The sequence below is a fragment of the Corallincola luteus genome (assembly GCF_004336975.1).
GTDB lineage: Bacteria > Pseudomonadota > Gammaproteobacteria > Enterobacterales > Neiellaceae > Corallincola > Corallincola holothuriorum.
The window spans coordinates 220,417-232,522 of record NZ_SJXE01000002.1 but is presented as its reverse complement, the minus strand read 5'-3'; the positions used below and the strand labels follow the sequence as shown (position 1 = coordinate 232,522).

General features: G+C 50.9%; 12 protein-coding genes. 7 read left to right on the top strand and 5 right to left on the bottom strand.

All coding sequences use genetic code 11. From position 1 onward, the window contains the following. Positions 1–12: 12 nt before the first annotated feature. Positions 13–1,557 carry a 2,3-bisphosphoglycerate-independent phosphoglycerate mutase gene (gene gpmM, locus EZV61_RS07495; protein ID WP_131414843.1) on the bottom strand — a complete coding sequence of 515 codons (1,545 nt, stop codon included), beginning with the start codon at positions 1,555–1,557 and terminating at the stop codon, positions 13–15. Between the two features lie 222 nt (positions 1,558–1,779). On the opposite strand from gpmM, the gene EZV61_RS07490 reads away from it, so the two are divergent. The 4 genes from EZV61_RS07490 to gpsA all read left to right on the top strand — a co-directional run bounded on the left by EZV61_RS07490 (position 1,780) and on the right by gpsA (position 4,032). After that, complete coding sequence (locus EZV61_RS07490) at positions 1,780–2,199, top strand: rhodanese-like domain-containing protein (protein ID WP_233496438.1); 420 nt, start codon at positions 1,780–1,782, stop codon at positions 2,197–2,199. Positions 2,200–2,210: 11 nt separating this feature from the next. Next, positions 2,211–2,465: a glutaredoxin 3 gene (grxC, locus tag EZV61_RS07485; protein ID WP_114337763.1), complete on the top strand. Its 255-nt coding sequence runs from the start codon at positions 2,211–2,213 to the stop codon at positions 2,463–2,465. A gap of 64 nt (positions 2,466–2,529) precedes the next feature. Further along, entirely contained in the window at positions 2,530–3,021 is a 492-nt protein-coding gene (gene secB, locus EZV61_RS07480) for a protein-export chaperone SecB (RefSeq protein WP_114337558.1), read from the top strand. A 3-nt stretch (positions 3,022–3,024) separates the two neighbouring features. Beyond that, positions 3,025–4,032 (top strand): NAD(P)H-dependent glycerol-3-phosphate dehydrogenase, encoded by a 1,008-nt coding sequence (gene gpsA / locus EZV61_RS07475; protein WP_114337557.1) that lies wholly within the window; start codon positions 3,025–3,027, stop codon positions 4,030–4,032. On the opposite strand, the gene EZV61_RS07470 is transcribed toward gpsA, so the two are convergent. The 4 genes from EZV61_RS07470 to EZV61_RS07455 all read right to left on the bottom strand — a co-directional run bounded on the left by EZV61_RS07470 (position 4,017) and on the right by EZV61_RS07455 (position 9,887). Then, on the bottom strand, positions 4,017–7,220 hold the full coding sequence (locus EZV61_RS07470; RefSeq protein WP_131414842.1) for a diguanylate cyclase: 3,204 nt from the start codon (positions 7,218–7,220) through the stop codon (positions 4,017–4,019). The two genes, gpsA and EZV61_RS07470, sit on opposite strands and share 16 nt — an antisense overlap. Positions 7,221–7,320: 100 nt before the next feature. Then, positions 7,321–7,785, bottom strand: coding sequence for a tRNA (uridine(34)/cytosine(34)/5-carboxymethylaminomethyluridine(34)-2'-O)-methyltransferase TrmL (gene trmL, locus EZV61_RS07465; RefSeq protein WP_114337555.1), 465 nt, complete (start codon positions 7,783–7,785; stop codon positions 7,321–7,323). A gap of 54 nt (positions 7,786–7,839) precedes the next feature. Next, positions 7,840–9,201 carry an ATP-binding protein gene (locus EZV61_RS07460; protein WP_131414841.1) on the bottom strand — a complete coding sequence of 454 codons (1,362 nt, stop codon included), beginning with the start codon at positions 9,199–9,201 and terminating at the stop codon, positions 7,840–7,842. After that, positions 9,198–9,887 carry a response regulator gene (locus EZV61_RS07455; protein ID WP_240695166.1) on the bottom strand — a complete coding sequence of 230 codons (690 nt, stop codon included), beginning with the start codon at positions 9,885–9,887 and terminating at the stop codon, positions 9,198–9,200. The genes EZV61_RS07460 and EZV61_RS07455 overlap by 4 nt, the downstream gene beginning before the upstream one ends. A gap of 201 nt (positions 9,888–10,088) precedes the next feature. Between EZV61_RS07455 and EZV61_RS07450 the strand changes: the two genes are divergently transcribed. The 3 genes from EZV61_RS07450 to luxS all read left to right on the top strand — a co-directional run bounded on the left by EZV61_RS07450 (position 10,089) and on the right by luxS (position 12,090). Continuing rightward, positions 10,089–10,535: a Spy/CpxP family protein refolding chaperone gene (locus tag EZV61_RS07450; protein ID WP_130566846.1), complete on the top strand. Its 447-nt coding sequence runs from the start codon at positions 10,089–10,091 to the stop codon at positions 10,533–10,535. Between the two features lie 51 nt (positions 10,536–10,586). Next, positions 10,587–11,489 (top strand): cation diffusion facilitator family transporter, encoded by a 903-nt coding sequence (locus tag EZV61_RS07445; RefSeq protein ID WP_114337552.1) that lies wholly within the window; start codon positions 10,587–10,589, stop codon positions 11,487–11,489. A 91-nt stretch (positions 11,490–11,580) separates the two neighbouring features. After that, on the top strand, positions 11,581–12,090 hold the full coding sequence (gene luxS / locus EZV61_RS07440; RefSeq protein ID WP_130566844.1) for an S-ribosylhomocysteine lyase: 510 nt from the start codon (positions 11,581–11,583) through the stop codon (positions 12,088–12,090). Positions 12,091–12,106 lie beyond the last annotated feature (16 nt).

Genomic DNA, 12,106 nt, shown 5'->3' with positions numbered 1-12,106 from the left:
GCTCCATATGGGTTAGCTGGCCTTAACCAGTACGTTACCCGTCATCTCTTTTGGAATTTCCATGCCCATCAAGTCCAGCAAAGTCGGCGCCAGATCGCTGAGCTTACCACCTTCAACCATGTTTGCTTGCTTACCTACATAGATAAGCGGAACTGGCTCACTGGTATGAGCGGTATGCGCCTGACCCGTGGTGTTATCCACCATCTTCTCAGCATTACCGTGGTCGGCAGTGATCAAGCACTGACCGTCTACTTCTCGTAATGCCTCAACGACACGGCCAATACAGTGATCAACCGCTTCACATGCCTTAACCGCCGCTTCATAAACGCCAGTGTGTCCTACCATGTCGCCGTTAGGATAGTTACAGACGATAAAGTCGTATTCGCCACTCTTAATCGCCGCGACTAGCTTGTCGGTCAACTCTTCTGAGCTCATTTCCGGCTGCAGGTCATAGGTAGCCACTTTAGGAGAGGCAACCAGTTCACGCTTCTCGCCTACGTACTCGTCTTCACGACCGCCACTGAAGAAGAAAGTAACGTGCGCATATTTTTCAGTTTCAGAGATACGCAGCTGCGTCTTGTCATGTTTCTCCAACCATTCACCCATGGTGTTAACCAAAGCTTCTGGCGGGAAGGCACATGCGGTTTTAATGTCTGCGGCATACTCGGTGAGCATGACAAAGTCAGCCAAGGCTGGCGTTGCTTCACGTTCAAAACCGGCAAAGTCAGCATCAACAAACGCACGGGTGATCTCACGAGCACGGTCAGCACGGAAGTTCATAAAGATCAGGCTATCGCCATCTTCCATTGCCGCACTGTCTTCGCCATCGGCCTGCAGCACGGTGGCCTTTACGAATTCATCGTTTTCATCACGGGCATACGCAGCTTCCAGGCCTTCAACCGCTGTGCTGTAGGTATGAGCGCCTTTGGCCTGTGTCAGCAGGTTATAAGCTTCCTCCACGCGCTCCCAACGGTTATCACGATCCATCGCATAGTAGCGACCCACTATGCTGGCGACACGGCCTTTGCCCAATTCAGCAAACTTATCCTGGAACACCTGCAGTGAACCTTTAGCGCTACGCGGTGGCGTATCTCGACCATCTAAGAAGGCATGCAGATAAATTTTCTCTGCGCCACGGGCCGCAGCCATCTCGACCATGGCCATCAGGTGGTCTTCATGGCTATGCACGCCACCCGGAGACAACAGCCCCATGATATGAACGGCTTTATCGGCACTAACCGCTTTATCAACTGCACTAGCCAATGCAGCTGTTTCTGCGAAAGTACCTTCTTTAATCGCCAAATCAATACGCGTCAGATCCTGATAGACAACACGACCCGCACCCAAATTAACGTGACCAACTTCAGAGTTGCCCATCTGCCCTTCAGGCAAACCCACATCAAAACTTGAGGCAGAGATAAGAGAGCTAGGACAATCGGCCCACAACTTATCTAATACCGGTGTGTTGGCATTCAAAATGGCGTTGTTCTCTGGGTTTTCGCTATAACCCCAACCATCCATGATGATAAGTGCTGTAGTTTTTTTCGCTGTACTCATGAATATTTCCTAGTGTGTGCTAACTAAAATAGAAATAAAAAATTCGTTGTACTGTCACGGGTGCATATAGAAACACCCTCATGGTGCCATATTAGACATCTTTTCCAGCCATTTTTTAACCCCACAGACGACACTTGGCTGTCCATGTCGCTTGTTACAGGTATAATTCAGGCGCTCAGAGTGCGCCAACCGCACAAAACATTATCGAATAGAGGACATTTCATGCAGCAATTGGTCGAGTTTGTCAGCAGCGCTCCATTATTAAGCTTGGCTTGGGTGGGCCTACTCGGCGCACTTATCTATTCTTTTGTCGGTGCAAGTAGCGCACAAGCCCTTACACCGCAGGAAGCCACCCTGCAAATGAACAAAGAAAATGCCCAAGTGCTCGATATTCGAACAGCCGAAGAGTTCAATAAGGGCCATATTCTTGGTGCAAGTCACATCTCGTTCAATGATCTGCAACAGAAAGGGGTCGGCAACCTTGAAAAGCACAAAGAGAATCCCATTATAGTGGTGTGCGCAACCGGAGCCAGCGCTTCTCGCGCTTGTTCACTGCTTAAAAAGCAAGGTTTCAGTGCGCCATACCGCCTTAAGGGCGGCATGCTGGAATGGCAAAATGCTAAATTGCCAGTCAGCAAATAGTGGCCGCACCGATGACAGAAGTAGTTATCTACACCACTAAGTGGTGCCCATACTGCATCAGAGCAAAGGCACTGCTGGAAAAGCTGTCGCTCAGCTATCAAGAGATAGCGGTCGATGGCCAGCCAGCACTGCGAGAAAAAATGATGGAGTTAAGTGGCCGTCACACAGTTCCACAGATATTTATCGATGGAACCAGTATAGGCGGATGTGACGACTTGGTGGCACTGCATAACGGCGGCAAATTAGCAGCGATGCTGAGCCGCTAACAAAGGATATGGCAACACAAGCCACATCACAGAATTCGAACATATTACATTTAAGGTTAAGAAAATGGCTGAAGAACAAAAAACAAACGGTAGCGCAGAACAAGCAGCGGCTCCTCAATTCAACATCCAGCGTATCTACACTAAAGATATCTCTTTCGAGACACCTAACTCTCCATCTATCTTCAAAGCTGAATGGAAGCCTGAAGTGAAGCTGGACCTGGACACCAAGAGCAATAAGTTAGATGACGCTGCTTTTGAAGTCGTACTGTCGCTGACAGTGACTGCAAAAGTTGGTGATGAAACAGCATTCCTGTGTGAAGTACAGCAAGCGGGTATCTTCTCTATCGGCAACATGCCTGAGCCACAGTTGGCGCATACTCTGGGTTCTTTCTGCCCTAACATCTTGTTCCCATACGCACGTGAAGCGGTCAGCAGCTTGGTTAGCCGTGGCACATTCCCGCCACTGAACCTGGCACCAGTAAACTTTGATGCCCTGTTTGCTAGCTATGTACAGAAGAAGCAAGCTGAAGCCGCTCCAGCAGGCGCAGACGCATAAGTGATGAACGCTAACGCGTATGATATTACTGTGCTGGGGGCGGGGTCTTATGGCTCCGCCCTTGCTATTTCTATTGCCCGTAATGGCAATAAGACGCTGCTATGGGGTCATGAAGCTGATCATGTCGAGCAGCTGATTAAAGAGCGCAGTAACGAAGCATTCCTTCCCGGCATTCCATTTCCTGACACGCTGGCGCTGGAAGCTGACTTAGCAACTGCCGTTGGCGCATCGAAAAATATCTTGGTCGTTGTACCCAGTTTCGCTTTCGGTGATGTCCTTCAGCGCATGAAACCCCATTTGCAAAAAGGGGCGCGCGTAGCTTGGGCAACGAAAGGTCTAGAAGCTGACACCGGCCGGTTGCTACAGGATGTCGCCAAAGAGATCCTGGGTGACAGCTGTTCACTGGCAGTGATCTCCGGCCCCACTTTCGCGATGGAAGTCGCCAAAGGCCTACCCACAGCCATCGCGGTAGCTTCAACCGATGATGATTTTGCTACCAAGTTAACCGAACTGATGCATAACGATTCCCATTTTCGGGTCTACCGCAATCAGGACTTTATCGGTCTGCAACTTGGCGGTGCGGTGAAAAATGTGATTGCGATTGGTGCTGGCTTAGCCGATGGCTTAGGCTTTGGTGCCAATGCCCGAACCGCACTGATCACCCGCGGCTTGGCCGAGATGATCCGCTTAGGTGAAGCGCTTGGCGCACAGCCTAGCTCATTCAACGGCATGGGCGGCCTAGGAGATCTGGTGCTGACCTGCACCGACAATCAGTCGCGCAACCGTCGCTTTGGTTTGGCCCTCGGCGCTGGGCAATCGCTGCAAGAAGCTGAACAAGGTATTGGTCAGGTAGTTGAAGGTTATCGCAATACCAAAGAGGTGTACCTGCTCGCCAAACGCCTGGAAGTAGAAATGCCTATCACTGAGCAGTTGTATCAAGTGCTTTATCAGGGCAAGCCGCCAAAACAAGCGGCCGCCGCATTGCTAAGCCGCGATCAAACGTTCGAATAGCTAAGTGCCGGGGGGGCAATGACACGAACCCGGCCTTTTCCTTCATCTTTGGCTCGATAGAGCGCTTTATCTGCTTGCTGCAGTAACCAATCCTCATCCACACCGCGAAGATCTGTAGCGTGACATTCGGCGATACCGATCGAACAGTTCAACGCAATCTCGCTGGGCAGCTCAGTAATATTGGCCCATTGCAGAAGTTCCGGCATGAAATAGTGCCGCTGTGCCAATTTATGTAGTAACCGTTCAGCCACCACCTGCGCCTGAGTAGAGTCCGTGTGAGGGAACAATACAACAAACTCATCTCCGCCCCAGCGGGCAGCGACATCTTCATGGCGTAAACAGTTCTCTAGCAAACGAGCAAACTCTTTGAGCACTTCATCACCGACCCCATGACCTAAGGTGTCGTTTATCACCTTAAAATTATCCAGATCCAGATAGGCCAGCGAGCAGATTTTTGCCCCACACTGTTGCCGGATCGCCGTTAATTCCTGTTCCAATCTGGCTTGCAGTGCTTGCCGGTTGAATAGTCCGGTCAGTACATCGGTCATCGACATTTTCAATAACCGTTCGCTATGTTCCAACTGCTGTAATTGGCCGCCTAACTGACGGCTCAACAGCTGCAATGTGTCCTGATCTTGGCGGTCAAAGTAGCGGTTACAATCAAATGCACAAAGGGTCAAAATAGCAGTCAGTTCGCCACTGCTAAATAGAGGCAAGCTGACTACTGAATCATAGGTTGCTCGCTGACCACCCTCCCCTTGAAAATGGAGTCGATTGTCGACCATGATCCGTTGACTCGCTTGCACCTGCATCAAATAGGAGCTGACCTGAATATCTTCAGTCAACTCGCCTACTTGCGTCCAAAGCTGCCAATGCTCGCCCTGCCGACGATGGATCAACCCAGCCTGTAGGGTAAAATTACCGCACACCATTTTCAGGGTTTCAAAAGCTAATTGCTGAGGGCACGGGTAGCGCTCCGGCAAGGATTGCAGACGACTGATCAGCTGGATCTCACGTAACCGCTGATTCGCCTGACTCAATTTTGTGTCCTGCTGGGTCATGATCACCAGTTCATCGAGCTGTAATGACACTGGCGTTAATGCCTGATTGGGCAAGGTGCTGGTATCCACCGGCAGATTAATCTCAATATCTGACAGCATCGCCATAAACAAACGGCGAAACTTGGGCAGAGCCAAGCTATCACACATCTCAAGACTGGTAGTGAGGAGCGCATTACATGCCTGCCAGTCACCTTGACGACTGTAGACACTCACGAGCTCCATATAGCATTGCGGCAGCAGGCGTGAATCCATGTCCACCACTTGCCCCAACAAGGTAGGAGCGTCTTCGAAACGCTCCCTTGCGCCAGCGAGATTACCGGTGGCCGAACAGATAGCCCCTTGCAGTAGCGAGCGTAAAAACAGTCCTGTGCTAGATGGTCGAAAAGCCAGTCCACGCATCCGATCTAAGGATTGTTGCGCGCGCGCTAACTCACCCAGTTTAGCGTGACAAAATCCTTTGAGGCTGAACACATCATAGAGATTACGAAATGGAAAATGGGTCAGTTGCCGAATACGACAAATTTTCACCAGACGATCTAACACATGGAGCGCATCACGATAGTTACGCGTACAAAAATAGAGCCAAGCAAAATTATATAAAGTGACAACTAACTCACTGTAATCACCGAATCGACGTGCTGTCGCATAAGCCGCCAAATACTCTTTCTGCGCCTGCGGGTACTGCTCCAATAAGGTATTAAAATAGCCAATACCATTGTGCATTCGCACGATTTCCAGTGCTTCACCCAACTCTTCGCGGATCCGCGAACTGACGCCGAAGCAGCGGAATGTTTGATGGTATTGAGAGTTGTATGAGTAAATAATGCCCTTGCTGTGATAGCCTGCGGCGATGCCCTGGCGGTGCCCCATCGCTTTTGCCAAACTAATCGCTTGGTCAGTCACAACAAGCGCTGCGCTGGCTTTTAGCTGCTCATAGAACCGTAAATAATTGTAGTAATTACGCAAACAGTAGAGGCGCGAACAATCCATCTGATAGCTTTGTAACAGTTGGTTGAGCCGTTCAAACTCCTCAATATCTACTGGCGTGGTCGATTTATCGTGGGCATAGAAGTTGATAAACAGTGACTGAGCCCGAAACTTGTCATTGTCAGCGGCTTCCGCCACCTGCCGTGCCATCTGGGCATTTTGCAATGCATACTCGAAGCTCTGCCGCCGCACTTGTGTCAGCGATATCAAACACAGCAATCGCACATGGCTTTCGGGGCAGCTCAGTAACGCTTCCGCTTCCTGCAGCTGTTCCATCTCATTCAGCGCATCATCTAGCTCGCCTAAATAAAGCAGTGCTTCGGCAAGCCGCAACTGAATGCGCATCCGTGCGGTGTCAGAATTCAGTTCGCCGGCTAACAGATAGCGCGCAACCTTGACCGCCTCAGGCCAAGCCATCAGCTCCATGTTCTGCGACATCAATGCATAGCTTGGCTTATGTTGCACATGGGATTGCTTCGCCAGCTCAACCTGAGAGAAGCAAGCTGGAATGCTGTTAAGTAGATAGTGATCGTCCAACCAATCTAGAAACCCCTCCCAGCATTCATCGTCCTGCCGATGTGCCAAAGCGTATTGGGTATCCAAACAGACCATCACCATCACTGGGGCGGCTAGGCCAGCACTAACAAAAGCCTTTAACATCTCAATGGCGGATGCCGAGGCGTAATGCCAGCCTGTCACCACAATCACGGTGGGCTCAGCAAGCAGCACCTCAACCAGCTTAATCATCGCCAAACGCAACCGATCTTGTTCAAAATAGAGATCGTCAAGCACTGGCAGTTCAGTTCGCTCTGCACTGTTGCCGCCCAGCCAACCGGTTAATACCTGCTGTAACGGTTTATAATCGGTGGCGAACATCGCCATCTCATCAGCATCGAGATGGGACTCCAACATCCGCGTACGAAACAGGTCAAATAGGCTGTTATAAGGTGAGAACTCTGCGGATTTATAGTGTGGTAAATGCTTTACCGCCACGCCCTGCTGATTGGCAAAAGCCGTAGTAAAACTCAGGAAGCGCTCAGGCTCCTGGCTTTGATAGAAGCTAAAGGTAGCCTGCTCTTCATTGGCTCGCTGCCAATTAAGTTGCAACGCATCTGAAAATACCGACTGCTTAACGGACATTCCTTGGCCTGATACCTTGGGCGATATAAATAGGCAAAAAAATATACAGTATCAGGATTTTTTACACTGTTGCTTAGCTCACACTTCAACCGTAATCAGCCTATGTGAGTGAAGGGTAATTGAGCTGGCGCAAACCTTCATAGGTAATAATGGCGACCGCATTCGACAGGTTCAACGAACGGCTATCTTGGCGCATCGGGATCCGTATACGACTGTCACTTTCTATTGTATTAAGCACATCATCTGGCAGACCCCGCGTTTCCGGACCAAACAGCAGAATATCACCCGCCTGATAATTCGCCTGATGAAACGGCTGACTACCTTTTGTGGTGCATGCAAACACACGGGATTCAGGTAATGCCGTACGCAAAGCGGCTAGGTTTTTATGCCGTTTTACTGCCGCAAATTCATGGTAATCCAGCCCGGCTCGACGTAACCGTTTGTCATCCCAATCAAACCCTAGTGGTTCGATCAGGTGCAGATGGCAACCAGTATTGGCACACAGGCGAATAATATTGCCGGTATTCGGGGGAATTTCCGGCTCAAAAAGTGCGATGTTTAGCATGGGAGTCCGTCGTCGTGAAACCGCTGGCCACTCTACCAGATCCTGACGCCGAGCTCACCCATGACAAGCGATGTCCCCCAAGTATTCACTCAGCAGAGGGAGCCTTATCGTCACACATAACCCACCGAGTTCACTGCGCTGCGCCATCACTTCGCCAGCATGCGCTTCCACTGCGGCAGCCACAATCGCCATGCCGAGGCCAATGCCCCCATTTAACTCTGGCGTTCTGGCATCATCCAAGCGATAGAATGGCCGAAAGATCTGTTGTAGCTGATTATCTGGCACTCCGGGGCCATCATCTTCAACCCGTATCTCGCAATATTCAGCGGTCAGGCGTAGTGATGTCTCGATGCGCTGAGTGGCGTAGCGAATGGCGTTGCGCAGCAGGTTATCGATCGCCCGCGTCAAAAGTAACGGCTCAGCCCGATAGTGCACCTGGGGCTCCCCATGCAGCGTCAACGTCAGATGACGGTGATTGGCTTCAATCGTGGCATCATCCACCACCGACGATAGCAGGGCAAACAGATCCACCGGTTCCAAGCTTGCGCTACGGCGCTGCATTCTCGCCAACTGTAACAGCTCGGCGATCATCTCCTCCAGTTTCAGTGATTCGCTCTCGATACGTGACAACAGAGAGGACTCCCCTTCACTGCGTCGCATCAAACCGATCGCCAACTGCAAACGCGTTAAAGGGGAGCGTAATTCATGACTGACATCCCGCAGCAACTGGTGCTGCGCTTCAATCTCTGTACTCACCGCATCAGCCATGTCACTCAGTTGCCGGCTCAGCTGCCCCACTTCATCCCCACGCCGTAACAAGTCCTGCTCTGGTCTCGCCTCCAGATCACCGCTGGCTAGGCGCTGAGATACTCTGCGTAATTGGTGCAGTGGCCTTCCCAGCCGCCAAGCAAGCAAGCCACACAGCAATCCGCTCAAGACCAGAACACTACCAAACAGTGACCAGGGATGCGCCAAAATAGTGGGAAGAAACGGCAATGGCGTGTCTTTCATTGGTCGCCGCGTTACTACCTGCCACGCTTTGCCACGAATCTCAGCCGTCCACGGGCCGGCATAAAACCAGTCATCGTCTATGACACCGCGAGGCCGACCATCTGCAGCACTGGTCATCAGTAAAGAGATCACCACATCCGGCATTGGCCGGCTTGGCATCTCTCCCTCAGGGTCGATAAGAAACCAACGCTTTCCCTCCCCCGGAGGCAGACGCTCATGGCGTCGTGCTTTGCGCTCTATCTGTTCAACAAACCGATGCATATGCTCAGCCTTTCCTTGCGGAAGCAGAAAGAAAGGTTCATAGAGAAAACGCGGCAACAGCAGCACAATCAACAACATGCTGATCAGTGTCAGCCAAAACCAGAGAAACAGCTTTAGGTAGAGATTGGCTTTAAAACGTATCAATACTGTTCCATCCACAGATAGCCTTTACCCCTGACAGTACGGATCCAGTCACTTTCATCCGACCGTTGTGGCAACTTCTTGCGCAGGTTACTGACATGCACATCCAAGCTACGATCAAACGGATGCAAAGCACGCCCTAACACCGCTTGGTTGAGATAGTCCTTCGACAAAATCTCGCCCTTTGCTTTGACCAATTGCAGCAACAGGGCAAATTCGGTTGATGTCAGGTCCAGTCGCTCATCCTGCCATTTTGCTTCTTGCCGACCTGGATAGAGGCTTAACTCACCGACACTCAGTCGATCGCTTGTCGGTTCATCGCTTTTGGATACATTGGTGCGTCGCAATATGGCGCGCATCCGAGCCAACAGTTCACGATCACTGAACGGCTTTGGCAGATAATCATCAGCACCAAACTCCAACCCCAATACACGGTCGGTTTCTTCACCACGAGCCGTTAACATCAACACCGGCGTATCTTGATGCTGACGCAGCTCCTTCAGCACCGCCATACCATTGAGCCCAGGTAACATGACATCCAGCAAAATCAGATCAAACTGCGTCGTTCTGGCCTTGGCCAAGCCCAGTTTACCATCGTGAACCATGGTTAACTCATAGCCATCCAATGCCAACAGCTCCGCTAACAGTTCGCAAAGTGCGCGGTCATCATCGATGATCAATATCTTCAAACTTACCTCCACTTTTCAGCAAACTAAGCAGGCGTGACACAACTGCTAAGCTAGCAGCAAACTGCAAAAGACCTAACGACATGATACGAAAGATACACAACAACCGCAGAGGCCTTTGCAAATCTTTACTTAACCAAACCCCAGTTTGCATTCCAGTTCATACACTATGCCGTAGTTAAGCAACGCTCAAAGGAGCCTCCCATGTTAAAACGCAATCTACTTGTACTTTCGCTAGCAACCGCCTTAGTCGCCCCCATTGCCATGGCAAAACCTGGCCCAGGTGCCGGTAAGAACGGGATGCGAGAAGTGATCTCCCAACTCGACCTGAGCAGTGAACAACAAACCCAGATCAAAGCGCTATTCCAGGCACAAAAAGAGCAGCGTAAAGGGCAAAAGTCAGGTCAGCGCCAGCAGATGAAAGCCGACATGGAAGCCTTGATCACTGCCGATAGTTTTGATGAAAGCAAAGCACGTTCGCTGATCGAACAACATAGCCAGCGGATGGAAGATCGCATGGTGCAACGCCTCCAGATGCAACATCAGATCTATCAATTGCTGACACCAGAACAACAGGCTCAATTCCTGCAACTGATTGAACAGCAAAGAGATGAAAAGCGGGCTGAAAAACGTGGCAAGGGCAAATCGTAAATTTGTTTACGGTTAAAGTATCTGTCACAGAGATAACGATATACTAGGGTCATGCAAAATGATCCTGAACACTATGCGCGACTCGTACGTCGCGCAGCACTCGCTGCCACACTAACCGCCACCCTATTGATCGTAGGCAAGCTGATCGCCTGGCTAGGTTCTGGCTCAGCCAGCTTATTGGCCAGTTTGACCGACTCACTGATGGATGTCGCGGCTTCTCTGCTCAATCTAATGGCGTTGCGCTATGCCACTCAGCCTGCGGATGACCAGCATCGCTTTGGTCACGGTAAGATGGAAAGCCTTGCTGCCGTGGCACAAGCCATGTTTATCGCTGGCTCTTCCCTGCTATTGATCCTGCATGGTATCGATCGGCTGGCCCACCCTTCGCCGATTAACCAGGTCGGCATGGCAGTATTCGTCATGGTGCTGTCAACCATCGCCACTGCGGCACTATTGCTGTATCAGCGCTACGTCATCAGCAAGACCGGCAGTTTAGCAATTAAGGCTGACTCCCTGCACTACCGTAGTGATCTGTTAATGAATCTGGCGGTATTACTCGCCCTCGGCTTATCGGCCTGGGGGCTAGGCATGGCAGATGCTGTGTTGGCGATAGCCATTGGTCTGTATATGGCGTGGAGCGCGAAAGGGATCGCCGAAGATGCTATCCAACACCTCTTAGACCGAGAGTTACCGGAACAGGAAAAGCAGCAGATCCAAAGTTTGGCTGAAGCCCACCCTGGCGTCCACGGCATCCATGACCTGCGTACCCGCCAAGCGGGTGGCACCCGTTTTGTGCAGATGCATGTGGAATTAGCCGATGAGCTGCCCCTGGTAGATGCCCATCAGATCGCCGACGATATTGAAGCCAAGCTGAAAAAAGCCCTCGGCAACTGTGATGTGATTATCCACCAAGATCCAATCTCTGTGGTCACAGCCAGTCGCGCAAAAGAATGACGATACTCGTCAAACTGCTATGATGTCGGCCTGACACAAAAATTGTTCCACTTAAGTGCTAGTACACTTAGGTTTTATGGGAGAGATGGCCATGCCATTACTAGACAGTTTCACCGTAGATCACACAAAAATGCACGCACCCGCGGTTCGTATTGCCAAGAAAATGAGCACGCCGCATAAAGACCCTATCACCGTTTTTGATCTGCGCTTCTGCATCCCCAATGAAGAGCTCCTCAGTGAGCGCGGCATTCATACTCTGGAACATCTATTTGCCGGCTTTATGCGCGATCACCTGAACTCCGCCGACGTCGAAATTATCGATATCAGCCCGATGGGTTGCCGTACAGGCTTTTACATGAGCCTAATTGGTGTGCCAAGCGAACAGCAAGTGGCTGATGCCTGGCTGGCGGCGATGCAAGATGTCATCGCTGTGGCATCACAAAACGACATTCCTGAGCTCAATGAGTACCAGTGCGGCACCTATTCTATGCACTCCTTGGATGAAGCCAAGCAGATCGCGAGTGACATCATTACCCGTGGTATCAAGGTCAACCTAAATGACGAGTTAGCCTTGCCGGAAGCGATTTTAAAAACGCTTTAGGCCACTGCCGACAGCT